We start from the raw sequence: 24,077 nt of genomic DNA on the forward strand, positions 1-24,077 counted from the left end.
TCCTCCCCGATTTCGGCCCGCGATGCGGCGCCGCTTCTTCCTCTGGGGTCTCAGGCCCCAGTCATGCCCTCACGCGACATCTCGTTCGCGGCGAGAGCCGCCATGACGACCTGTTGCACGTCGGCGATATGCTCTCGCATCAGAGCTGACGCATATTCGACGTCGCGATTGCGGAACGCCGCGAGAATGCGGTCGCGCTCCAGCGCCGCGCGTTCGGCCAGATCGGCGCTGCGATTGGCCATCACGCGGAACACCTGGATTTGAAGCGCGAGGCGCTCCAGCGCCTCCACGAGCGCGTGATTATCGGCCAGCGTCGCCACGCCCTCATGGAAGGAGCGATCATGTTCGGCGTAAGCCGCCATGTCGCCCTGACGCAGCGCGGTCACCGCGCGATCGAGAACAGTTTCGAAGCGATCGACATCCGCATCCGTCATCCTCGGCACGGCAAGCCGCACGGCGAAGCACTCCAGCGTCTTTCGGAGCTCGTAGAGGTCTTCAACCTGCTTGCGCGAAAGCGCGCGCACGAAGAAGCCGCGATAAGGCTTGATCTCGACCAGCCCCGCCTTCTCAAGCGTGCCGATCGCCTCGCGGAACGGCGTGCGGCTGACCGAAAGCTTAGCGATCAGAGCCCGTTCGTCGAGCGCCGCGCCGGGCTCCAGCTCGCCGGAGACGATCATCTGAACCAGCTCTTCATAGAGCCGTTCGCGAAGGGTGAGGTGACGGGAAGCGCTCATAGCCAAGCACTAGCATATTGCATGCAATACGCAAGTACGAAGTAGGCGTGCTTGTCGTTCCGCCGCTGATCCGGCCATCACGCGGGAACCTTGAATTCGATTTCCTTGAAGGCGCGCGTCTGCGCTGTCAGCGCCTTCTCTGTCGGCAATCGCTCCATTGAAGAGGCGCCATAGAAGCCGTTGCAGAGTCTTGTCCGCTGCAGGACGTGGCTTGCGTCGTCCGGCATCGCGATCGGGCCGCCGTGGCAGAGCACGATGACGTCGCTGCGCACGCGCTTCGCCGCCTCGGCCCAAGCGTCGATCAATTCAGGACATTGATCAAGCGTCAGCGCGGTTTCCGCGCCGATCGCGCCGCCGGTCGTGAGTCCGAGATGAGCGACGATAATGTCGGCGCCTGCTTTCGTCATCTCGGCTGCGTCTTCGGCCGAGAACACGTAGGGCGTCGTGAGCATGTCCTTCTGATGCGCGAGCCGGACCATGTCGACCTCATGCCCGAATCCCATCCCCGTCTCTTCGAGATTGGCGCGAAAACTTCCGTCGATGAGACCGACTGTCGGAAAATTCTGCACGCCGGCGAATCCGAGCGCGATCAATTCGTCCAGGAAATGATCCATGATCACGAAAGGGTCGGTCGCGTTGACGCCAGCCAGCACCGGCGTGCGTTTGACGACAGGCAGAACCTCGCGCGCCATCTCCTTGACGATCTCATTGGCGTTTCCATAAGCCAGCAGCCCTGCGAGAGAACCGCGCCCCGCCATGCGATAGCGGCCGGAATTGTAGATGACGATGAGATCGACGCCGCCAGCCTCTTCGCATTTGGCGGACAGACCCGTGCCAGCGCCGCCGCCGATGATCGGCTCGCCCCGCGCGATCGTTTCCCGAAATCTGGCGACGATGTCGCGTCGTCTAAACCGCATGATGGATGTATCTTTCCGTTTGAGATGGATTTCAGCCTGCAATTTCGCGGAATGCTGCGACCAGCGCATCGGCGAACGCATGATCATTGATGTTGAGGTCAAGCTCGATCAGCTTGCGATTCGGCGCCGTCTTCCAGCCTGCTCTGATCGAATCGAATAACGCCTGATCCGCAGCGGGATCGTGAAAGGGCTTGCCGGGCGCATCGATCATGGAGACGCCCGCCAGCGGCAGGAGAAAGCGGACGGGTCCTTCCATCCGATTGAGCCGCTCGACGATCCAGGCGCCGATCGCGCGATTCTCATCCGGCGTGGTGCGCATCAGCGTGACCTGCGGATTATGGACGTAGAGATTCCGGTCACGGAATTTTTCCGGCACCGCGTCCATCGCGCCGAAATTCACCATATCGACGGCGCCGACCGAGCCAACATAGGGCAGGCGCGTGCGGATCGCCGCGCCGAAGCGATCGGCAGTTGCAGGAAACACGCCGCCGAAGAGATAGTCGGGAACTTCCGTTGTCGTGATGTCGAGCAATCCTTTGACGAAGCCTGAGTCCGCGAGCTTCTCCATCGACTGCCCGCCCGCCCCCGTGGCGTGGAAGACATAGGCTTCGTAGTCGCCTTCCAGCGCTTCGCGCGCGCGGGTCACGCAAGGCGTGGTGACTCCGAACATGGTCATGCCCACGCCCGGCTTGTCGCTTGAAGCAGCAGGCGTCTCATGAAGACACATGCCCGCCGCAGCGTGGGCGGCATTGCCGATCACGCGGCGTGAAATCGCATTGAGGCCGGCGATGTCGGCGACGGAATACATCATCGCGAGATCGTTCGGGCCGACATAGGGAGCCGTGTTGCCGGATGCGACTGTGGACACCATCAGCTTGGGAACGCCGACGGGCAACGCGCGCATCGCCGCAGTGACCAGCGCGGTGTTGCCGGTGCCGCCAAGGCCCAGCACGCAGCCGATATCGTCGCGCGACGATAGCCATCGCGTCAGCGCTTCGGACATGGCCGTCACGGCGCGGCCGCGATCGTCCTTGCCAAGAACCGCGTTGGCGCCGTCGGGGTGATGTCGCGCGATTTCCGCCGCGCTCACATCGGCGGCATGTCCGGCGCGCGTCGAGACGTCGACGAGGATCGCTGGCGCGCCTGCCCTCTCAACCTCGGTCTTGGCGTAGGCGAGCTCCTCGCCCTTCGTGTCGCATGTGCCGACCACATAAACCCTGCGCATGCGTCCTCCCGGCGTCTTGGCGCGCCGGCTTTCTTTACCACAAAGAATATTGCATGCAATATGCTCTGACGTTCGTGAGAGATGGTGACGCCGGACGTGCATTCGTCGCTCGGAGCCATCGACGTTGACCTGATTTGGGTAATCAGGCTTTGGCGCAGTGGCGCTATGCAGCTTGATGAGCTGTCGGCTACACGCCTCGTTCCAGATAGCGTCCGCCGTCCGCCCGCCGAGAACTTGCTGTCGCAAGACGAGCGGACGCCGCCGCCGGCCCTCGCCATTTTCTACAATGGAATTTGCGGCCTCTGGCCAACAGCCGGGCGGGCTTTGAGTTCGCGACCTAGCAAATTGTCAGCGCGAATGGGTGCGGCGGCCCGCGATGCGTGAGCCGGAAATCCGGTCGCAATCCGTCCTCGCGCGGTCGGACTTCGTCTTCGCGCTCGCAAAGCGCGACGTGAAATCCCGCGGCCTGCGCTTTCGCCAGGAATTCCCGCTCGGCGCCGACGTCGAGCCCCAGCGATCCCAGCGTTTTCGCCATCGCGCTGTCGAAGAAGGACACGCTGGGAAAATTGATGATCCGCTCGACGCTGCGCTTGCCGAGCAGCGACAGCAGTCCATCGGTCGAACGCAGCCGATCGAGCGCGAACACGCCAACATAGCACCGTGCGCGCAAAGTCGGCGGCGCGTTGAGCGTCCAGTCTCTATCAATGAATGCGTTGCAATCATGGATGGCGAGAGCGGCGAGCCAGGGGCCGCTGTCCTCGGCCAGCCCCTCCATCCACGGACAGACTATGTAAACGTCATCCCCGCCGTCGGTGACGAGCGGCGGTCGTTCGACGATGTGAACCCGCTGGACGCGATCCCGGCTTTTCCGCCGCTCGACGGCTTTGATCGACATATTCGCTCCTGTGAGCCCGGGGCCGGATGGATCCGCTGCGGTTCCCGATTTTACCCCATTTACCCCGCGGGCCAACTTCACTCCCACGGCGCATTCGAAATAACTGACCTGTCGCGTCGGCGGCCAGACCGACGATCAAGGCGTTCCGGGAGGAGATGTCGGGCTCGCGCATCGTCGCGGCCGAACCTCGTCCGGATCGCCGATCCCCAGGCCGAAGAGGTTCGCATGTCCGTTTTCCATCAGAACGAAGCGCCGCCTGGCTGGTGCGAATTGAAGGCCTTCGAGATTCTTGATCTCAAGCCGGGCGATGAACCGGTCCGGCGCTGCGAGCGACCGAAGACGCGCGCTCTTTGCACGGGAGGAACAGTGCAGCTTCGCCATGGCGATGGATCGACCGTGCTGAAGGAGACGCAATTTCTCGATCTGCATCTGCTCGGCGGATCGCAGGAATGGCGCGCTCGCGCCTGTTCGCCGACAGCGCAGCTCGTCGTGCTTGCAGGCGATTGGGGCGACGACATTTCCGGCTGCGGAGTCTTCCGCGTCGCGAATGACGAGAACGCAACAAACACCGGTGATCCCGTGAGCTACCCCAAGAAGACGCGGGTCGATTCTCATTATCACGACTGCGACGAATATTGGATCATCCTCGAAGGGCGCGCGACCGTCGTCGTCGGCGACGCGTCGATGGACATGCGCCCGGGCGATTGTGTCAGCATCGGCATGGGCCATCATCACGACATGCCGCTCGCGCCGGAGCCGGTGAAGGCGGTCTTCTTCGAAACGACGCTGGAGCGCGACAAGCGCATCGGCCATCTCTGGAACCATACGCATGGGCCGGCGCGGCCCCATCCCGAAAGAGTCTGATCCATGACGAAGAAGATCATTCATGTCGGCGTCGGGCTGTTCGGCGCGCGCTGGTGCTCGATGTGGCTGCAGCCGAACCTCGCGGACAAGACCGCGGAAGTTATCGCCGTTGTCGATGTTGACCCCGTCCGCGTCGAGATCGGCCGCAAGGCGCTCAATCTGCCGGCGGAACGGGCCTACACCGATCCGCGCGCAGCTTTCGCCGCGCATGCGAAGGAAGCGGATTTCTGCACCGTTGTCGTGCCGCCGAACCATCACGAAGCGATCGTCGATCTCGCGCTCGAATTCGGGCTCGACATTCTGTCGGAGAAGCCGATAGCCGATACGATGGAGGCGTCCGCCCGCATCGCGCGGAAGGTCAAGGCGGCCGGCCGCAAAATGGCGGTGACGATGAGCCACCGCTTCGATCAGGACAAGACGACGCTGCGCCAGATCATCCGGTCAGGCCAGCTTGGGCGCGTCAACAATATCAGTTGCCGCTACTTCGCTGATATGCGCGAACATATGGGCTGGGGCGCGCTGTTCCGGCACACGATGCAGGATCCGCTGATGATCGAAGGCGCCGTGCATCACCTCGATCTGGTCGCTGATCTCGCCGGCGACGAATGCGAGACATTGACCGCGACCACCTGGAAGCCCGACTGGGCCGAATATGCCGGCGACACGGACGGCGTCGTGCTGATGAAATTCCTCAACGGCGTGCGCGGCGTCTATGAAGGATCGTCGTCTGCCGCGGTCGGTCTGAATGACTGGACGAAGGAATATATCAGGGTCGATTGCGAGTTCGGGAGCGCGATTCTCAACAACCGCGAAATCGAGATTTTCTCCCGCAGCGACCTGAAGCGCCAGCGCTGCCGCGAGGGCCAGGGACAGAAGATCCAGCTCCTGACCCAGGACAAATGGCTGAACACCTGGCTGATCGAGAAGTTCTGCAAGTGGCTTGACGGGGGTCCGGAAATGGAGACCAACGTTGCGGCGAACGTTCACGCCTCGGCGCTGATCTTCGCCGGCATCAAGAGCGCGCGGAGCGGCGAGACCGTCAACGTGCAGGACTATATCCGCTCCTTCGGCTGAGAACTGGAGAGCGGCCATGGAGGACGCTCTGCAGAACGCCCTGCGGTTGTTGAGGGCAGAACTCGCCGCGCCGCGTCCGGCGCGGCGGCGGTTTCTTGTCGGCGCCGCGATCGGCACGGGCATGGCGGCGCAGTCCGCGACGCGCGGCGGCGCTGATTTCCTGATCGCGCTGAGCGCTGGCCGCATGCGCTGCATCGGCGAGCCTTCGATCGCTGCGATGCTGCCCATGCGGGATAGCAACGATTTCGTGATGAGTTTTGCGCCGACCGAAATTTTGCCGCGGGCGACTGTTCCCGTTTTCTTCGGCGCTGCAGCATTCAATCCGCGCCTCGATCTCGCCGGGCTGGTGGATCGTATCGCCGCGGCCGGCTTTGGCGGCGTCGCCAATTTCCCGACGACCGTGCTTGTCGACGGCGCCTATCGCGTGTTTCTGGAGCAGAATGGTCTCGGCTTCAGCCGCGAGCTCGATCTGCTCGCGCTCGCCCGCGAGCGCGGCCTTGCGACGCTTGCCTATACGTTGACTGCGGAGGAGGCCGTCGCGGCGGCACGTCGCGGCGTCGATCTCATCAATATCGATCTGGGCTGGAACATGGGCGCGGCGCCCGGCGTGCGCTCCGATTTGCGGATCGAAGACGCGGCGCTGATCGTCAACCGGATCGCGCAACAGGTTCGCGCCGTCTCGCCATCGACGTCCTGCGTCGTCGAGGGCGGCCCGATCGTCAGTCCGCGACAGCTCGAGGAATTCTGCCAGATCGCCGAGGTCGACGGTTATGTCGGCGGTTCGACCATCGATCGCTTCCCATCCGAGGCCGCGATCGAGGTCGTGACCGCCGCTTTCAAGGCGATCGGCGTTCTCAGGCAGACGGTCGAAGGGCTGGAGAACCGACTGGACCGGCGCCGTTTTCCGCTGGCGCTGTGGGGGCATTCACGCGCCGCCGAGAATGCGCGCGTCATGTTCGCGCGGCTTGCGCACACCGATTATCCCGTGATGGTCGTCGGCGAGACCGGATCGGGCCGTCGCGATGTGGCGCGCGCGCTTCACCAGTCGAGCGCGCGCAAGTCGCGCGATCTCGTCGTCCTGCAATGCGCGAACCAGAGCGCAGAGCGTCTCAAGCTCGATCTCTTCGGCGGCATGGTCGGCGCGCATCCGGGCATCGTCAAAAATCGGCTGGGATGGCTGGAGATCGCGCACGCCTCCTCGCTTCTCCTTGACGAAGTCGACGAGTTGCCGCTCGACGTGCAGCGCGCGCTGATCGAGGCGGTCGAGAGCGGCCGTTTCTGGCGGCAAGGCGGCGAAACATCGAATGTGTTGAATGTCAGATTCCTCGGCGTGGCGGAGCGAGATCTCCGGGATGCGGCGCCATCGAAGATCGATTCGCGGTTTGCGGAATGGCTTGGCTGCTTCACGATCAAGCTGCCGCCTCTGCGCGAACGGCTCGACGATCTGCCGACGCTGATCGACGAGACATTGAGGCAAATCGAGCGGCGGTTGAACAGTCGACGCAAGAGCCTCGACCCTTCCGCGTTCCGCATGCTGGCGGATCATGGCTGGCCGGGGAACCTGCGCGAGCTCGCGACGGTGCTGGAGCGCGCGGTGCTCGGCTGCCCAGGCGATGTCGTGACCGAAAAGCACCTTCCGCCGCTGACGGCGGAGCGCGCGGCTCCCGACCATTTCAAAAGCGAGATCGACTGGATTCTACACGGCTTGAAGGAGAACAGGTTCCGGCGCGGGCGCGCCGCAGCCTATCTCGGCATCTCTCGCAAGACTTTGTACAACAAGATGCAGGCCTACGGCTTGTTGTCCGCTGGTCAGGGCGCGCGCGAGCGCGCCAGCCGGCCCCGCGCGCGCAACATAGAGAAATCCTGATCGCTCTGTCGTCTTGCAGTCTCGCAAGACGGCGGGTGAAAGCTATGACCGCGCCTTGATCGCCTTTTCCAGCGCGATGATCCCGGCGGCGAAGGTGTCGCGGCCAACCTGTTGCTTGATCTGCGCTTCGTCCTGCTTGCCGACATCGAATGTCGCATGCCACTCGACGAAGGTCCTGTTTCCTTCCGTGACAGGCTTCACCGCAAAGGTCGCGACGTAATTCTCGATCGGCATCGGCGACACGATGATGTTGTAGGTGAACCAGCGTTCCTGATCGCTGAATGCCAAGAGGCGCTCACGGAGATGGCCGCCATTGGTCAGCGTGAAATTGCGGACGCAACCCACCTGATCGCTCGGCTTTCCCTCCTCGACTTCGCTTTTGGCGATGAGCGGGTGCCACTCGCCATGGCCGTTGAAATCACGCGCATAGTCCCAGACCCGATCGACCGGCGCGTCGATGACGCCGCTGACATAGACCTTCGCCATGGATGTCTCTCCCTTTGTTTGTTCAGGCGACGCGCCGCCTGATGGTCTTGAAACTGCGTGTCTGATCCGTCAGCGCGATTTCCGACGGCAGCCGCTCCATGCTGCTTGCGCCATAGAATCCATGGCAATCGCGGCAACGATCAAGAATGAATGTTGCGTCGTCAGGCGTCGCGATAGGTCCGCCGTGACAAAGGATGATGACGTCGTCGCGCGCCGATCTCGCCGCTTTCGCGATGGCGGCGACGCGGTCGACGCAATCGCCAAGCGAAGCCGCCGTTTCCGCGCCGATAGCGCCGCCTGTGGTGAGACCCATATGGGCGACGACGATGTCCGCGCCGGCTTCGGTCATCAGGCGCGCCTCGTTCTCGTTGAATGCGTAAGGCGTCGTCAGCATATTCTTGGCCGAGGCGAGCCTGATCAAATCGACCTCCAGCACATATCCCATGCCGGTTTCCTCGAGATTGGCGCGGAACACGCCGTCGATGAGGCCGACGGTCGGGAAATTCTGCACGCCGGAAAAGCCGATCGCCTTGAGATGATCGAGGAAACTGTCGAAATGGCAGAACGGATCGGTGCCGTTCACGCCGGCGAGCACCGGCGTGTGGCGCACGACGGGCAGCACCTCGCGCGCCATTTCGAGCACGACGTCGTTGGCGTTGCCATAGGCGAGAACGCCCGCGAGCGATCCGCGGCCGGCCATGCGATAGCGGCCGGAATTATAGATGACGATGAGGTCGATGCCTCCGGCCTCTTCGCATTTCGCCGAGAGACCCGTGCCCGCGCCGCCGCCGATGATAGGCTCGCCGCGTCGGATCATCTCGCGAAAGCGGTCGAGCAGGATCTTTCGATCAACGGCCATGGGCGGCGCTCCGGACAACATCTTTGACATGATCGACGACGGCGTCGGCGAAGCCCGCGTCGTTGATGGCGAAGGGCAGCCGCACGAGTTGGCGATCGCGCGTCTGGACGATCGTGCGCTCCAATGCTTCGAATAGAGCGGCGTCGGCGGCGGGATCGTGGAAAGCCTGGCCGGGAGCATCGATCATCGACACGCCTTTCTCCGGGATGAGAAAGCGGACTGGCCCGTCGCAACGATTCAGACGTTCGCCGATCCATTCGCCCATGCGGCTGTTCTCTTCGGGCGTGGTGCGCATCAGCGTCACCTGCGGGTTGTGGCTGTAGAATAGACGATCCCGATAATGCGCGGGCACGCTGTCAGGCGGACCGAAATTGACCATGTCGAGCGCGCCGCAGGAGCCGACATAGGGCAGCCTTGTGCGCGCAATCGCGCCGAGGCGATCCTCAGTGCAGGGAAAGATCCCACCCATGAGATGATCGCAGACTTCGGTGGTGGTGATGTCGGCGACGGCTGCAAGGAGGCCGGAATCGGCGAGCTTCTCCATCGACTTGCCGCCGGTCCCCGTTGCGTGGAACACGAGACAGTCATAGTCGCCCGACAGCTTCGCCGTGACCGCGTTCACACACGCCGTGGTGACGCCGAACATGGTGAGTCCAAGCGCCGGCTTGTCCGTCGCCGCGACATCCGGAAGCTTTTGGCGCGGAGCTTTCGCCATGCCGGCGATGGCGCGCGCGGCGTTGCCGAGCACAATTCGCGAGATGCGATTGAGGCCGGCGAGATCGGTGACGGAATACATCATCGCGATGTCGCTCGGCCCGACATAGCCGGAGACCTGTCCCGACGCGACCGTCGAGACCATCAGCTTGGGAACGCCGATCGGCAATTCACGGAAGCCGGGCGCAATGAGCGCGGCGCCGCCCGAACCTCCAAGCCCGATCGCGCCGGCGACGTCGCGCCGGCTCGCCATGAATCGTGCGAACGCCTGCGCCATGGCGGCGACAGCGGTTCCGCGATCGCCGGTGAAGACCGCCTTGGCGCCATCGGGATGATGCGCTGCGATCTCTTCGGCTGCGATGTCGGCCTGTCCGTGGTGTGGTTGCGTCGAGAGATCGACGACGAGGGCGTCAAGTCCTTCGCCGCGGATGAGGTCGCGGACAAAGGCGAGCTCCGCGCCCTTGGTGTCGATCGTGCCGACGACATAGACCGCTTGAGGCGCCGCGCCGGTGCTCGTCATGGTCTGCCTCCCTTCATTTCAGCGCGCCCGCGGTCAGGCCGGAGACGATCTTCCGCTGCATAAGCAGGAAGACTGCGATGACCGGGAGGACGAAGACGGAGGAGAACGCCATCACACGATGCCAGTCGGCGTATTCGGCGCCGACGAAGCTGTAGATGCCGACTGTGGCGGGTTGGAGCTCCTGCTCGCTCATCAGCGTGAGCGCATAGACGAACTGGCCATAGGCCTGTACGAAGGCGAGCGCGCCGACGACGATCAATGGTGTGCGCATCAGCGGCAGCACGATGCGCCAGAAGGTCTGCCAGGCGTTGCAGCCATCCACGCGCGACGCTTCTTCCAGCTCGATCGGCACCTGCCGGAATAGTGGGCGCAGGACGATCAGCGCGAAAGCAAGGGTCTTCGAGGTCGTGGCGAGAATGACGGCGCCGAAGGTGTTGAGGATGTCGAGCGTCCGGAAGATGATGAACATCGGCGTCGCCAGCAGCGCTTCCGGAAAGACCTGAAGCAAGAGGACGATCATCACCGCGACGTCGACGATGCGCGTGCGTAGACGGCTCATGGCGTAGCCGCCCATCGCGCCGAGCGCGAGGGTGAGCAGCGTCACCGGCCCGGCGATCGTCACGCTGTTGCGGAGATAGCGCAGCACGTTCTCGCGCTGGAAGACGTGGCGGAAGGCGTCGAGCGTCGGATTGGCGGGAATGAGCGTCGGCGGGTTGGCGAAGATCTCGGCCGAGTTCTTCAGGCTCGATGCGAACATCCAGTAGATCGGAAAGAGATAGAGCGCGACGCCCGCAACGCCGATCACGGTGTAGATATAGTCGCGCCGGACAGGCGCAAAGCCGAGAGAAGCCGCCGTCATGCGATGGCTTCCTTCTTCAGCGTGCGCACATAGATCAGCGCGACGACGAAGACGATCACGAAGGAAAAGGAGCCGATCGCCGAGCCGATATCGAACTTGAATTGCTGGAACGAGAATTGATAGGAGAGGAGCGGCAGGACATTGCTGGCGTCGAGCGGTCCACCTTGCGTCATCGCAAAGATCAGGTCGAACGCGCGCATCGTGTAGATCGTGACGAGGCAGGCGACGGCGAACAGGGTCGCCTGCAATCCCGGCAGCGTGATATAGCGGAAGCGCGCGAACGAGCCGGCGCCGTCGAGCGACGCGGCCTCATAAAGCTCTTTCGGAATGCTCATCAGCGCGGCCGCGATCAGGATCATGCTGAACGGCATGCCGAACCAGATATTGGCGATGGTCACTGATGTGAGTGCGACGGCGGGGTCGGAGAGCCAGTGGATCGGCGCGCCAATCAGGCCGAGCTTTGAGAGCGCCGCATTGGCGAGGCCGTACTCCGTCGCGAAAATCCATTTCCACAATGCCCCGACCACAAGCGCCGGCAGCATCCACGCGGCGAGGAGCAGGCCACGCAGCAATTGCGCGCCGGGAAAGCCGCGCGCGAAAAAGAGCGCGACGGCAAGGCCGATTCCGATCTGGGCGATGACATTGACGCCAACGAATAGCAGCGAATTGACGAAGACCTTCTGGAATGACGGATCGGCGAGAACGGCGCGGTAATTGTCGAGCCCCACGAAAGGCCTGGCGAGCGTGACAATGTTGCCGAGATTCACCTCCTGCACGCTCATCAGCAGATTGTAGCCGACCGGGAAGCCAACAAGCGCGATGAGGTAGCCGACAGGAACGATCAGGAACACATAGAGAAGCGGCGAACGCATTCTGGGCACGCCGAACTTGAGAAATCCGGCTTGCGCCGGCCCCGCGATGCGCGGAGCCGGCAGGTTCGCAAGGGTCTTCACGGTCGTCAAAGCGGCGTCTTCGCGAGGATAGGCTGAATCTTGCGCGCCGCTTCCTGCATCGCCTGCTGCGCAGGCTTGGCGTTGGTGATCGCCTCCTGCATCGCGGTCTGCATCGCCTTCGAGATGTCAGGCCATTGCGGATGCGGCCCGCGCGCCTTGGCCGACTTCATCTGCTCGAGATAAATGCCGTAGGCTTGCGGCCACAGCGGATTGTCGACCTTGACGTCGGTGCGCGGCGCCAGCCGGCCTGACTTCCAGCCTTCGTTCAGGATCTTCGGGTTCGACATGAACTCGATGAAACGGAACGCGCCTTCCACCTGCTTCGCGCCCTTTGGTGCGACGAAGACATAACCGCCGAGCGCGGACGCGGCGACTTTCTTGTCGTCTTTCACCGGCAGCAGGGTCAGGCGCCAGTCGAACTTGGCTTCCTTCTCCATGCGCGGCAATTCCCATGGGCCGCCAAGCGCCATGGCCGTGTTGCCGGCCATGAAAGTGTTGATCACCTCATATTGCCGCTGATTGATCACGTCTTTCGAAGCGAGTCCGTCCTTCACCATGGCGGAGAGGAATTCGAGCGCCGCCGTTGCTTCCGGCTGATCGAGCTTGTCGATTGAGCCGCCGGCCTGTGTCAGGAAAGGCAGGAACTGAAACACGCCCTCTTCGGCCTGCATCGCGCAGAAGCCGAAGCCATAGACATTCTTCGCGGGGTCGCGGAGCTTCTCTGCCGCGGCGCGCAATTCGCTCCAGGTCTTCGGCGGCTTGTCCGGATCGAGGCCTTTCGCGCGGAACATGTCGGCGTTGTAGTAGAGCGCCAGTGTGTTGGCGTCGCGCGGCACGCCGAAGGTGCGGCCCTTCCATTGCGCGGAGGCCCAAGGCCCCTGGAAATAGATGTCGGGCCGAACGACCTGCGACTTCGCGACGAGATCGGTCAGATCGGTGAGCGTGCCCTGGCCCGAAAAGCTCGCGACGACGGGATTATCGAGCGTGGCGAGATCAGGCACGGAGCCGGTCGCGGTGGCCTTGATCAGTTCCGTGACAATCTGCGTCGCCGGCACCAGCCGCGGCTCGATGCGATATTCCTTCTGCGACGCGTTGAAAGCTTCGATGCCGCCATAGATCATGTCGGTTTCGAGATTGAAGACATGCCAGAGCGTAACCGTCTTGGTCTGCGCCAACGCCGCTCCGGCCGCGAAAATGGATGCGGTCGCAAGAGCGACGGAAAACCGCTTCCACATGTGTTCCTCCCTGTTTGTGCCGACGCTCTCCGGCCCCGGCGGCGACAGGATGGCGGCGCCCGCGCCGGCCGGGCAACGCACGCCGTCCTCCGAAATGGGCAATTATGGGTAAGGAGCGACGGCCTATTTCAGGTAGCCGCGCCGCCGCATGAACTGCACGGCTTTCGCCTGAAGATCGGTCGCCGCCTGCTCGGCCGTCTTCGTCCTTGCGCAGGCGGCGTTGGCCTCGTCCGCGATCATCAGCAGGATCTGCTCGGCCTCCTTGACCGGGATGTAGCCGAAGGTCTCGCCGGAGAACGCTGTTCGCAGCGCTGGATAATGCGGGTATTTCGCGCCGAGCGCCGCGTCCTGCAGCACCGACAGACGCGCCGGCGACGTGCCGACTGCAGCGGTGCGCCGCACGACCTCCTTTGAGGTCAGCCAGGCCACATATAGACGCGCCGCCTCCGGATTGCGCGCCTTGGCGTTAACGCCGATCGAGGTTCCGCCCAGCAGCGATCCGCTCGGCGGCGTGATCGCGTCGAATTTGCCGGCGACGGCGGATTTCGCGGGATCAGAGAGAGCGCCGAGGCCGCCGGCCCACATCACTGCATGCGCGGCCTTGCCGGTCTGGAAGCTGTTCAACACCTCGTTATAGTCCCAGGTGAGATTTCCGGGCGGGCTGATCGGTTGCAACTGCTCGGCCATGAATTTGATGGCCTTCAGGCTTGCGTCGCCGGCGAGATCGGGAACGCCGTTCGCATCGAAGAATTTCGCGCCAAACGCATGATGCAAAAGCGACCACATCACATAGCATTGCGGCGTCTTGCCTGCGGGCAGCGCGTAGCCATAGACGCCGTCGCCAGCCGTCTGCTTGCCGCGCGCGACGATATCGTCCCAACTTGAAGGGCCCTTCTCGGGATCGAGTCCTTTGGCGGCATAGATCGCCTTGTTGTAGAGCATGAAGGCGACATCGCCGAGGATCGGCAAGCCGACGAGCTTGCCTTCGCTCTTGCCATAGACGTCGAGCACTTTCGGCGCGTAATCATCGAGGTCGAGCGCGGGCGCGCCCTTCACATCCTTTTCGAGCGATGTCAGATCGGCAAGCAACGGAGCAAGATCGCTCTTCCATTGATAGACGAACAGGCTGACGTCGTAAGCGTTGGTGCCGCTCGTCCAGTCCAGCATCAGTTTGGCGTAGTGATCGCTTGGCGCCACGCGGGTCACATTGAGCTTGATGCCTGTCGCCTGTGTGAACTCATCGCCGAGCTGCACGGTGGAATCGAAAGGCGGGCTGGTGCGTGACATGACATTGAGCGTCATGCCTGAATAGGTCTTTGGCAATTCCTGCGCGCGAAGCGATGCCATTCCGCTGACAAGGCCTGCGGCGACGCCGCTGAGAGCCAATTTCCGCCTGTTGACATCAATCATGGCAATCCTCCCTTGTTTTCAATTCATCCTGATGTTGTTCGCTATCCCTTCACGGCGCCCATGGTCAGGCCGCGCACCAGATATTTCTGCATGATCACGGCGAACGCCACGACGGGCGTTGAAATCATCACTGCGGCGGCACCGATAGCGCCCCACTGCACGCCATATTCATTGCGGAAACCGATGACGGCGAGCGGCGACGTCGCCGCGTCGGATTGCGTCAGCGCCAGCGCGAACAGGAACTCGTTCCACGCTCCGATGAACACGAACACGCTTGTCGCGACGAGGCCGCCCGTCACAAGTGGCAGGACGACTCTCGCGAAGACCTGCCATTCCGAGCAGCCGTCGACGATCGCCGCTTCGCGCAACTCTGCAGGAATCTCGCGAAAGAAGCCGCGCAGCAGCCAAACGGCGAAGGGAAGATTGAATGCGCTGTAGACGATGACCAAAGTCGTGCGTCGATCAAGCAGTCCCGCCTTCGCGGCGGCGAGATAGAGGGGGATCAGGATCGCGACGCCGGGAACCATGCGCGCGATCAACACCGATGCGAGAAAGACGCGACTTCGTTTGTTCAGCATCGCCAGGGAATAGGCCGCCGGCGCGGCGAGACAGACGACGAGGACCGTTGTCGGCGTGGCGGTCAAGATGCTGTTGATGAGATATTTCTGGAACTGGCTTTCGATGAAGATGGTGCGGAAGCCATCGAGCGTCGGCGCAAAGATGAATTTCTTCGCCAGCGTGTCGATCGGATTGCGGAACGCCGTCAGCACCATCCAGGTGTAGGGAAAGAGATAGAGAAGCGCGATCACGATCCACAGCAGCGTGAACGCCATTTTGCGCATGGAGGGACCGCCGGTTTGCATCAGCGCTCCGCCATGGCGTTCTTGAAGAGGCGATAGAGCAGAGGGGAGCTCGCGACGAGGACGATCACGACGAAGATCCAGGCGATCGCCGTCGTGCGGCCTATGTCGAACGCGGAAAAGCCCGTCTTGTAAGCGAAAATCGTGATTGTCGTAGTGCGGGCGCCGGGACCGCCGCCGGTCAGCAGCCAGATCTTGTCGAAGTCGCCCATCGCCGCGATGGCGCGGAACGATGTGGCGATGAGCATATAGGGAACAAGATGGGGCAGGGTGATGTAGCGAAAAAGCTGCGTCGCCGTCGCGCCATCGACCTTTGCGGCGTCGACCATGCTGCGATCCATCGCCTGCAGGCCGGCGAAAATCACGAGCATAAAAAAGGGCGTCGTCTGCCAGACATCCATGGCCACGATCGACGGCAGCGCCATGTCGAGATTGAGCCAGGAGACTTTTGGCAGATTGAGCGAGGTCAGGACGGCGTTGAAAACGCCGCTGTCTTCTTCATAGAGCAGCTTCCAGAAGATGCCGATCACGGATGGCGTGATGACCATCGGAATGATCATGATTGACCGGAAGAAAGAGCGGAAATGAAATTCGGCGTCGAGCAGAAGCGCGAAAGTCGTGCCGAGCGTGAGGCCGCAGACGATCGAGGACAGAGCATAGATGACGGTGACACGGACCGCCGACCAGAATTCGCGGCTTGCAAGAATATCGGTGTAGTTCTCGCCGCCGATATAGATGTCCTCGCTGCCGGGGCTGGTCATGACCCAGGCGGTGAAGCTTGCTTTCAGGGCGAACAGCATCGGGCCGAGATAAATCAGCGCGAGAACCATCGCCGCCGGCAACAGGAACAGCAGCGCGACGCGCCTGCTGCGGTCCCGCGGATTAAGGGAGGCGGCGCTGCTCATGGTCCCGGTTGCAGCATGAGGCCGCCTCGCGCCTGTTGGGCGATCATTGGCGTTCAGAGAATGGATGCGGGGACTGACGCGCTCTTGCGATCGAGATGCATGCATGCGCGCATCAACCCGATCGCGGACAAAAGACGAGACCGCATTCTTCTCCCCACTGCATGATCGCCTTCTCTCGCCGGGCGATGTCGCGCGAAACTATGGGTCGGCGGAAACGAGGAACAGCGGGCGGCGCTTGCGAAATGGGTAAAGTTGAGAAATGTGGCGCACGCGCCGTTCGCCAAGAGAGGCTTCCAAGCATCTCACGCGCGCTTACTCCGGATTACCCAATCCCGCGATTGGCCGCCGTTGCCGCGAAATGACGACGGCCTCACGCTTCGACCAAGCCGGCGGAGAACCAGACTGGCTAGGGAGGACAACATGGGCGGATTCACGCGTCGCAGATTCACGCAAACGGCTGCGCTTGGCGCGGCAGGTCTTCTGTCATCGAAAATCGCCAACGCTGCGGCTGACGATGTCACGCGCGCGCTGCCGCGAACCTATGCAGGGCGATCGCTGAACATCACCTGGGGGTCGACGCCGGCTTACGCGCAGATCACAGCCTATTGCAATCGCTTCACCGAAGCGACGGGAATCGAACTGAAATTCGTCGTGCTGCAACAGGCGGATCGCTATCAGAAGATGATCCTGGATGCGACGAGCAACACCAATAGTTTCGACGTCTCGATCACGGCCTATCAGTGGAAGGAAGAGGTCGCGCCCTATTTCGCCGATCTCTCGAAGATCGATCAGGAAATAAAGGGCCTGCCGCCGCTCAACCTGTCCGATTATCCGCGGCGCGCGCTTGAGGCTTACTCACATGTCGGCGACAAGATGGTGACCATGCCGCTGCTCGGCGACGCTTCGCTGCTGATCTGGAACAAGAAGGCGCTCGGAGAGGCAGGTCTGCCGGAGTCGACGCCGAAAACATGGGAGGATGTTTACCAGAACGGCGGCAAGCTTGTCGGCGGCCAGCGCTATGGCTTCAACATGCCGGCAGGCAAGAGCATCCAGACGGCCTGCGTCTGGATCACCTTGTTCCACAGCTTCGGCGGCAGCTATTTCGACGCCGAGGGCGCGCCGACCTTCAATAGCGAGGCCGGGATCAAAGCGACGCGCTTCATGGCCGAACGTCTTGGCAAGATCAGCCCTCCGGGCAATCTGACATGGGATTTCCCGGAGATGATCAACAGCCTCGCCAGCGGCCAGGCGGCGCAGGGCTTCATGTGGGCCGGCGGTCTCAGCACCCTGTTCGATCCCGCGAAATCGGCAGTCGCGTCGACGGTCGGATTCTCGCCGACGCCGGAAGCGGTGCTGCTGGGCGGCTGGGGCCTTGGCGTCAATTCGAAGGGCCGCAATGTCGAAGTCGCGAAATTGTTTGTGGGATGGCTGACATGCGCCGAGATCGCGCGGCAGATCGCGCTTGTCAGCGGCTCGCCCTGCCGCACTTCGACTTTCACCGATCCGGAAGTCGTCGCGAAATATCCTGGAGTTCCCGCGGTGCTGCAGGGCATGCAGGGCGAGGTCGCGACCTATCCGCCGATCAAGGAAGCCGAACAGCTCAACATTATCATCTATGATCAGGTGAATGCGGCTTGCGCCGCCACAAAGACGCCGGAGCAGGCGGCGAACGACATGCAGACCAACGTCGCGACCTTCATGCGCCGGCGCGGCTATCTCAAGGGATAGAGTCAGCGCATCAGGGCGCTGCCGATCAGATCACGTAGAAGAGCCGCGACCCGCGATCTCCGCAAGTCGCAGCGCTCATTCATCGATGATCGCGACCGCGCGCGTCCAGCCCGCGGACGCCTTCTCGATCTTCACGGGGAAGCAACTGATGGTGAAGCCCGTCGAAGGCAGCGCTTCGAGGCCGTGCAGCTTCTCGATATGGCAGTAGCCGGTGTGGCGCCCGGCCTTGTGGCCTTCCCAGATCAGCGACGCGTCGCTGCTTTCCGCGAATTTCTTCGCCGTGTGGACGAAGGGCGCGTCCCAGCTCCAGCCATCGGTGCCGGTCACGCGCACGCCCTGATCGAGCAGATACATGGTCGCCTCATAGCCCATGCCGCAGCCACTCGCGACATAATCGGCCCGGCCGAACTTCGCGCCGGCTGACGTGTTGACGATGACGATTTCGAGCGGCTTGAGCGTGTGACCGATGCGTTCGAGCTCCACCTTCACATCGACGGCGGTTGCGACATATCCGTCTGCGAAATGGCGGAAGTCGAGCTTCACGCCAGGCTGATAGCACCATTCGAGCGGCACATCATCGATGCGCCAGGCAGGCTCGCCGCGATTCATCGTCGGATGATAATGCCAGGGCGCGTCGAGATGCGTGCCGTTATGCGTGGAGAGTGCGACACGCTCGACTGCCCAGCCGGCGCCGTCGGGCAGATCCTCCGCCTTAAGTCCGGGGAAGAAGGACAGAATCTGATCGAGGCTTTGCGTGTGATCGATGTAGGTGACGGAAGGAATCTGGATTGGCGGATCGGCGGGAATGTCGTTTGCGATTGGAATCGAGAGATCGATGATGCGGCGGGCCATGTTTTCTCCCTTCGATATTATTCTGTGAGGCGTATCAGGCTTTCTGGCGCACGACCCTGTTCTTCAGGACGCCGATCTTCTCGATCTCCAGCTCGACGACGTCGCTGTCATTGAGGAACAGACCGGTTTCGAGGCCGCAGCCATTGCCGATCGTGCCGGAGCCGATGAATTCGCCGGCATGGACAGTCTCATCCCGCGACATATGCGCGAGGATTTTCTCGAAGCTGAAAAGCATTCCCGCCGTGGTGCTTTCGCAGCGCGTCTCGCCATTCACGCGAACTGCGGCTTTCAACGAATAAGGATCGGGGATTTCGTCTTTCGTAACGATCCACGGGCCGAGCACATTGCCGCCATCGAAGCTCTTGCCCTTGGCCGGCCCAAGCCAGCCCGGCATTTCCTTGCCCTGCTGATCGCGCGCGGAGAAGTCATTAAAGATCGTGTAGCCGAAGATATGGTCGCGCGCGTTGGCTTCTATGATGTTCGCGCCGGTCTTGCCGATCACCACGCCGAATTCGAGTTCGTAATCCATGACGCTGGAATAGCGCGGCCAGACAATGGTTGCGCCCGGCCCGCGCACGATCATGCGATTGGTGATGTAGTAGATCGGAATCTGGCGATAGATGTCGGCGAGCGGCGGCAGAGGCTCGGCGTCGATGGCGGCGACGGCTTCCGGATTCCCGCGAGCCATGAGGCGGCGCATGCCGCGTCCGGACTGGCGGATATGCGTTTCAAAGCTCATCCCGTCGCGCATCTGGCGCGGCTCCGGCAGGGGTGCCAGAAGCTCGGCCTTGTCAATCGGCATGTTGAGCGTGGGGTCGTTGCGGCGCCTCTCGAAGAGATGACGCGCCTGTTCGAGCGCCGCATCGCCGCCATCGATCAGCGCCAGCATCGAGGCAAAGGCGCTCTCGCCTTTCGCCGCGGCCGTCAGGTCGAACAGGGTCGAGCCATTGTCATGCGCGATCGCTACATGGACGGCTCCATCAGGGCGCCGAAAGGTCGCCAGCTTCATGCTCGCCTCCCACTGATCTTGCTATGATATATGTTTTGTGATTTTATCGATATTATAAACCGTCTCGATTGGGAAGGCGGATTTTCGGGAGGATGGGCATGTTTCGGATGACGAGCGCCGTCGTCGGCGCGGCGTTGCTGTTTGCTGCGGCGAATGAGGGCGCGATCGCGCAGACGAAGCTCAATGTCGGCTGCACCGCGACGACCGATTGCGCCTCCGCCGCCGTCGCGCTCGACGAAGGGATCTTCAAGAAAAACGGCCTCGACGTCACGATGACGCTCATCGGCCTGAATTCGAATATCCCGGCGGCGCTGTTCTCGAATTCGATCCAGATTGGCGGGCCTACTCCTTCGGTCTTTCTGCAGGCGGTGGATGGTGGCCTTGATCTCGTCGCGGTGGCGGGCGCGAGTTCGACGTCCGAGAAGACCTATGACACCGCCGGCGTCGTCGCCTCGCCGGCGAGCGGCATCAAGGGGCCGAAGGATTTCGTGGGCAAGAAGGTCGGCGCGCCCGGCATCGGCGCGTTCCTGCATGTGCTTTTCTCGAAATGGCTGATCGACAATGGCGTCTCGCCGAAGCAGGTGAATTTCGTCGAAGTCACGTTCCCGACCATGAGCGACACGCTGAAGTCAGGAGCGGTCGACGCCGTGGTCACGGCCGAGCCGATCATGTCGCGCATTATCGCGAGCGGGACCGGCGCCGTCGTCGGCTACTATCTGCAGAAGCTGCCTGAGCGTCGTCCGGCCATTGTTTATTCCTCGACCCGCGCCTGGGCCGATGCGAATGCCGACACGTTGAAGGCGTTCCGCGCCTCGATCGAGGAGGGTGCGAAGATCGCCAACGAGAATCCGGAGAAGGGGCGTCAGTCGATCGCCAAATTCACCAAGATCCCCATGGACGTGCTGTCGAAAATGAAGCTCTCTGTGGCTGATCCAAAGCTCGACAAGGAGCAACTCGACTGGTGGGTCGCCACGATGAACGAACAGGCCATGCTGCAGGGCAAACCCGACACGGCGACGCTGATCCAGAAATGACCGGAGTGGCTGTTAAGGCCGATCTCTTCGGCGAGGCGGCGCATCTCGCGAATTCCGAGACGCTAAGCGAACGCGCCGCCGCGCTCGTCGAGCACGACATTCTCGCCGGCGTCTGGCAGCCCGGCGATCGGCTCGGCATCCAGGCGCTCTCCGAACGCTATGGCGTCGGGGCTACTCCGCTGCGCGAAGGTCTGTCGCGGCTTGTCTCACGCAATCTCATCTCCGCCGTCGGGCAGAAGGGCTTTCGCGTCGCCAGCATGTCGGAGGCCGATCTCTTCGACATCACCCAGGTTCGCATCATGGTCGAGATCGAGGCGCTGCGGCGCTCGATCCGCGACGGGCGCGATGATTGGGAGGCGAACGTCATCTCGTCGCTTCATCGTCTTGTGCGATCGGTCGAACGCGATCCCGAAACCATGCGCGAGGGAACGCCCGAATTCGACCGGCTGCACAAGGCGTTTCATCGCTCGCTGCTTGAAGCCTGCGGATCGGAGCGGCTGCTGCGACTGCATGACGATCTCTATTATCAGGCCTATCGCTATCGCCGTACGATGATGAGCCGCTTTTCCGAACATGGCTCCTTCGTCGAGGCGCATCGCACGCTGGCGGACGCCGTGTTGTCGCGCGATGCGACGAGAGCGGAAGCCGAACTCGCTCAACACCTCCGACAGACGCTCAACATCGTCTATGGCGGCGCGACCGCCGGCGCGAAACCATGACCATCTCCGTTCGCGATGTGAAACTCGCGCCGCCGGTGATCGCGTTCGATCACGTCAGTCTCGGCTATGGCGGACGCACGATCATCTCCGATCTCTCGCTCGATGTCGGCCGCGGCGAAATCGTCTGCATCATCGGGCCGTCTGGCTGCGGCAAGACGACGGCGCTGCGCATGGCGGGCGGCCTCGTCAGTCCCGATCAGGGCGCGGTCCGGCTGCTCGGCGAACCCTTGACCCAGCCGCGGCGCGACGTGGCGATCGTCTTCCAGGACTATGGCAAGGCGCTGCTGCCCTGGCGCACTGCGGCTGGCAACGTCTCGCTCGCGCTCGAAGCCGTGGGCGTCGCGCGTGATGAACGCGAAGCGCGCATTGATTCACTGCTCGCGAAAGTCGGCCTCGCCGATCACGCCGATAAATATCCGACGGAAATGTCCGGCGGCATGCAGCAGCGCATCCAGATCGCGCGTTGCCTCGCGCAGGAGCCTGCTGTGCTGCTGATGGACGAACCTTTCGGGGCGCTCGATGCGATGACGCGGCAAGGCTTGCAGGACGAGATGCTGTCGATCGTCGCGGAGACGGAAGCCACGGTGTTCTTCGTCACCCATGATCTCGAAGAGGCTGTTTATCTCGGCGACAGGGTGATCGGGCTTCTTCCCAATCCCGGCCGCATCGGCGTTGATCTCAGGGTCAATCTTCCGCGCCCTCGCAGCCAGCTCGAAACGCGCGAGGCGCCGGAATTTCTGCGGCTGCGTCGCCAGCTTTTCGATTTCATCGAGAAGGCGGAGCGATGAACAGCGGCTGGTGGAAGGGCCTTGTCGTCCCGGCGGCGCTTATCCTCGCCGCCGAGATCGCCATGCGCGTCTTTGGCTCGTCGTCGATGTCGCTCGCCGCGCCAAGCGATATCCTGGCCGCCTTCGCGCGCATTGTTGTTGACGGATCGATGCTCGCCGCCACGCGCGACACGCTGATCGCTGCGGGAACTGGCCTCGTGCTTGGTGGCGTCATCGGTCTTGCGCTTGGCGTGCTGCTTGGCCTCGTCAAGCAGCTTGATCGATTGCTGGAGGTCACGATCGAGGCGATCAGGCCGATTCCATCGGTCGCGGTGCTGCCGATCGCGATGCTCGTCTTCGGCTTCGGCTATCGCATGGAGATCGCGATCGTCGCCTTTTCCTGTCTGTGGCCGATCATGATCCTGACGCGCGCGGCGATGAGCGGGATCGAGCCGCGATTGATGGAGGTGTCACGCACGCTTCGACTGTCCGCGTGGGACCGCGTGCGCAAGATCATTCTGCCCGCCGCGCTGCCGCGCATCATGGTCGCTTTTCGTCTCGCGGCGGCGATCGCGCTTGTGGTCGCCGTGACAGTCGAAATCGCGGCCAATCCGCTCGGACTTGGATATGGCATTCTTGTCGCGCAGCAAGGCCTGCAGCCCGCGGCGATGCTCGCCTATCTCGTCTGGATCGGACTTGTCGGCTGGGGTCTCAACACGCTCCTGTCGATGGCCCAGCGCCGGCTGTTCGGCCGCGCTGCCCGCGTGGAGCTTCCGGCGTGAAACCGTCGCGCGCGCTTTGGCTGGCGGCGAGTTTCGCCGTTGCAGCGCTGTTCGTTGTCGGTTGGCAGCTTCTCGCGAATTACAAACTCGTCAATCCGGTCTTCCTGCCGGGCCCGGACCGCGCGTGGGTCGCGCTCATGCGTGGCTTCACGACAGGCGATCTCGCCGCGAAATTGCTGGCCACAGTCCAACGCATGTTCTGGGGATGGCTGATAGCCTCTCTCATTGGCGTCGCGCTTGGCGCCGGCATCGGAACCTCGCCGCGCCTGCGCGCCTATCTCGCGCCCATGCTGGAATTTCTGCGGCCGCTGCCCGCCTCCGCCACGATTCCAGTGGCGATCGCGTTGCTTGGACTCTCCGATGGCATGGTGCTCGCGGTGATCGCCTTTGGCGCGCTCTGGCCGGTGCTCTTGGCGACGATCCACGGTTTCTCTGCTGTCGAGCCGCGTCTTTATGAAGTCGGACGCGCTCTGCGGTTGTCGCGCGCGGCGGTGATAGGCAAGATTGCATTGCCCTCCGCCAGCCCGGATATTCTCGCCGGCATGCGGCTTGGGCTCACGGTCGCGCTCATCCTGTCGGTGGTCTGCGAAATGATCGCGGGGCGGGATGGTCTCGGCAACTGGATCCTGCTTGCGGCGCGCTCGTTTCGCGCGCCCGACCTCTACGCCGGCGTCATTCTGCTCGGCCTGCTCGGCTATCTCACCGCGATCGCCATCGGCCTTCTCGAGGCGCGGCTTCTTGTGTGGCGCAGCCGCGCGCGTTAGTCGCTGTTCAGTCGCCGGAGGATGGCCGAGACCCTGAATGTGCGT

The 24,077-nt window shown here is 62.7% G+C and carries 24 protein-coding genes; 9 read left to right on the forward strand and 15 right to left on the reverse strand.

The window, feature by feature from the left end:
* Positions 1-50 precede the first annotated feature (50 nt).
* The 4 genes from L8F45_RS27030 to L8F45_RS27045 form a co-directional block, all read right to left on the reverse strand.
* Positions 51-734, reverse strand: a complete 684-nt coding sequence (locus tag L8F45_RS27030; protein WP_342363859.1) for a GntR family transcriptional regulator — start codon at positions 732-734, stop codon at positions 51-53.
* Between the two features lie 77 nt (positions 735-811).
* Positions 812-1,651, reverse strand: coding sequence for a phosphoenolpyruvate hydrolase family protein (locus tag L8F45_RS27035; protein ID WP_342363860.1), 840 nt, complete (start codon positions 1,649-1,651; stop codon positions 812-814).
* Between the two features lie 31 nt (positions 1,652-1,682).
* Positions 1,683-2,876, reverse strand: a complete 1,194-nt coding sequence (locus L8F45_RS27040) for a Tm-1-like ATP-binding domain-containing protein (RefSeq protein ID WP_342363962.1) — start codon at positions 2,874-2,876, stop codon at positions 1,683-1,685.
* 337 nt (positions 2,877-3,213) lie between these two features.
* On the reverse strand, positions 3,214-3,771 hold the full coding sequence (locus tag L8F45_RS27045; protein WP_342363861.1) for a hypothetical protein: 558 nt from the start codon (positions 3,769-3,771) through the stop codon (positions 3,214-3,216).
* A 225-nt stretch (positions 3,772-3,996) separates the two neighbouring features.
* Between L8F45_RS27045 and L8F45_RS27050 the strand changes: the two genes are divergently transcribed.
* From L8F45_RS27050 to L8F45_RS27060, 3 genes are read left to right on the forward strand one after another with little or no spacing between them, the layout of a single operon-like run.
* Complete coding sequence (locus L8F45_RS27050; protein ID WP_342363862.1) at positions 3,997-4,635, forward strand: cupin domain-containing protein; 639 nt, start codon at positions 3,997-3,999, stop codon at positions 4,633-4,635.
* Between the two features lie 3 nt (positions 4,636-4,638).
* Positions 4,639-5,709, forward strand: a complete 1,071-nt coding sequence (locus L8F45_RS27055; RefSeq protein WP_342363863.1) for a Gfo/Idh/MocA family protein — start codon at positions 4,639-4,641, stop codon at positions 5,707-5,709.
* Positions 5,710-5,725: 16 nt separating this feature from the next.
* Entirely contained in the window at positions 5,726-7,576 is a 1,851-nt protein-coding gene (locus L8F45_RS27060) for a phosphoenolpyruvate hydrolase family protein (protein ID WP_342363864.1), read from the forward strand.
* A 42-nt stretch (positions 7,577-7,618) separates the two neighbouring features.
* Here L8F45_RS27060 and L8F45_RS27065 read toward each other — a convergent pair whose 3' ends face one another.
* The 9 genes from L8F45_RS27065 to L8F45_RS27105 all read right to left on the reverse strand — a co-directional run bounded on the left by L8F45_RS27065 (position 7,619) and on the right by L8F45_RS27105 (position 16,377).
* A complete protein-coding gene (locus L8F45_RS27065) occupies positions 7,619-8,062 on the reverse strand; it encodes an SRPBCC family protein (RefSeq protein ID WP_342363865.1) in 444 nt (147 codons plus the stop codon).
* Between the two features lie 22 nt (positions 8,063-8,084).
* Positions 8,085-8,921 carry a phosphoenolpyruvate hydrolase family protein gene (locus tag L8F45_RS27070; RefSeq protein ID WP_342363866.1) on the reverse strand — a complete coding sequence of 279 codons (837 nt, stop codon included), beginning with the start codon at positions 8,919-8,921 and terminating at the stop codon, positions 8,085-8,087.
* Complete coding sequence (locus L8F45_RS27075) at positions 8,911-10,155, reverse strand: Tm-1-like ATP-binding domain-containing protein (protein ID WP_342363867.1); 1,245 nt, start codon at positions 10,153-10,155, stop codon at positions 8,911-8,913. The genes L8F45_RS27070 and L8F45_RS27075 overlap by 11 nt, the downstream gene beginning before the upstream one ends.
* Before the next feature lie 13 nt (positions 10,156-10,168).
* Positions 10,169-11,014: a carbohydrate ABC transporter permease gene (locus L8F45_RS27080; RefSeq protein ID WP_342363868.1), complete on the reverse strand. Its 846-nt coding sequence runs from the start codon at positions 11,012-11,014 to the stop codon at positions 10,169-10,171.
* Entirely contained in the window at positions 11,011-11,967 is a 957-nt protein-coding gene (locus tag L8F45_RS27085; protein WP_342363963.1) for a carbohydrate ABC transporter permease, read from the reverse strand. Before L8F45_RS27085 ends, L8F45_RS27080 begins: the two co-directional genes overlap by 4 nt.
* Positions 11,968-11,972: 5 nt before the next feature.
* Positions 11,973-13,202, reverse strand: a complete 1,230-nt coding sequence (locus tag L8F45_RS27090; protein WP_342363869.1) for an ABC transporter substrate-binding protein — start codon at positions 13,200-13,202, stop codon at positions 11,973-11,975.
* 123 nt (positions 13,203-13,325) lie between these two features.
* Positions 13,326-14,612, reverse strand: coding sequence for an ABC transporter substrate-binding protein (locus L8F45_RS27095; RefSeq protein WP_342363870.1), 1,287 nt, complete (start codon positions 14,610-14,612; stop codon positions 13,326-13,328).
* A 41-nt stretch (positions 14,613-14,653) separates the two neighbouring features.
* Positions 14,654-15,475 carry a carbohydrate ABC transporter permease gene (locus tag L8F45_RS27100; RefSeq protein ID WP_342363871.1) on the reverse strand — a complete coding sequence of 274 codons (822 nt, stop codon included), beginning with the start codon at positions 15,473-15,475 and terminating at the stop codon, positions 14,654-14,656.
* Positions 15,475-16,377 (reverse strand): carbohydrate ABC transporter permease, encoded by a 903-nt coding sequence (locus tag L8F45_RS27105; RefSeq protein ID WP_342363872.1) that lies wholly within the window; start codon positions 16,375-16,377, stop codon positions 15,475-15,477. The genes L8F45_RS27100 and L8F45_RS27105 overlap by 1 nt, the downstream gene beginning before the upstream one ends.
* A gap of 420 nt (positions 16,378-16,797) precedes the next feature.
* Here L8F45_RS27105 and L8F45_RS27110 point away from each other — a divergent pair, with 420 nt between their 5' ends.
* Entirely contained in the window at positions 16,798-18,105 is a 1,308-nt protein-coding gene (locus L8F45_RS27110; RefSeq protein ID WP_342363873.1) for an extracellular solute-binding protein, read from the forward strand.
* Positions 18,106-18,180: 75 nt separating this feature from the next.
* On the opposite strand, the gene L8F45_RS27115 is transcribed toward L8F45_RS27110, so the two are convergent.
* On the reverse strand, positions 18,181-18,957 hold the full coding sequence (locus L8F45_RS27115) for a cyclase family protein (RefSeq protein WP_342363874.1): 777 nt from the start codon (positions 18,955-18,957) through the stop codon (positions 18,181-18,183).
* Between the two features lie 34 nt (positions 18,958-18,991).
* Entirely contained in the window at positions 18,992-19,966 is a 975-nt protein-coding gene (locus tag L8F45_RS27120) for a fumarylacetoacetate hydrolase family protein (RefSeq protein WP_342363875.1), read from the reverse strand.
* Positions 19,967-20,064: 98 nt separating this feature from the next.
* Here L8F45_RS27120 and L8F45_RS27125 point away from each other — a divergent pair, with 98 nt between their 5' ends.
* Genes L8F45_RS27125 through L8F45_RS27145 form a run of 5 tightly spaced genes read left to right on the forward strand, consistent with a single transcriptional unit; the run spans position 20,065 to position 24,032 of the window.
* Complete coding sequence (locus L8F45_RS27125; RefSeq protein WP_342363876.1) at positions 20,065-21,000, forward strand: ABC transporter substrate-binding protein; 936 nt, start codon at positions 20,065-20,067, stop codon at positions 20,998-21,000.
* Positions 20,997-21,719: a GntR family transcriptional regulator gene (locus L8F45_RS27130; RefSeq protein WP_342363877.1), complete on the forward strand. Its 723-nt coding sequence runs from the start codon at positions 20,997-20,999 to the stop codon at positions 21,717-21,719. Before L8F45_RS27125 ends, L8F45_RS27130 begins: the two co-directional genes overlap by 4 nt.
* Positions 21,716-22,507, forward strand: coding sequence for an ABC transporter ATP-binding protein (locus L8F45_RS27135; RefSeq protein ID WP_342363878.1), 792 nt, complete (start codon positions 21,716-21,718; stop codon positions 22,505-22,507). The genes L8F45_RS27130 and L8F45_RS27135 overlap by 4 nt, the downstream gene beginning before the upstream one ends.
* The gene (locus tag L8F45_RS27140; RefSeq protein ID WP_342363879.1) at positions 22,504-23,268 is read left to right on the forward strand and encodes an ABC transporter permease; all 765 of its coding nucleotides are present in this window, start codon (positions 22,504-22,506) and stop codon (positions 23,266-23,268) included. The genes L8F45_RS27135 and L8F45_RS27140 overlap by 4 nt, the downstream gene beginning before the upstream one ends.
* Entirely contained in the window at positions 23,265-24,032 is a 768-nt protein-coding gene (locus L8F45_RS27145) for an ABC transporter permease (protein ID WP_342363880.1), read from the forward strand. The genes L8F45_RS27140 and L8F45_RS27145 overlap by 4 nt, the downstream gene beginning before the upstream one ends.
* The last annotated feature ends 45 nt before the right edge of the window (positions 24,033-24,077 follow it).

Source organism: Terrirubrum flagellatum (assembly GCF_022059845.1).
Lineage (GTDB): Bacteria > Pseudomonadota > Alphaproteobacteria > Rhizobiales > Beijerinckiaceae > Terrirubrum > Terrirubrum flagellatum.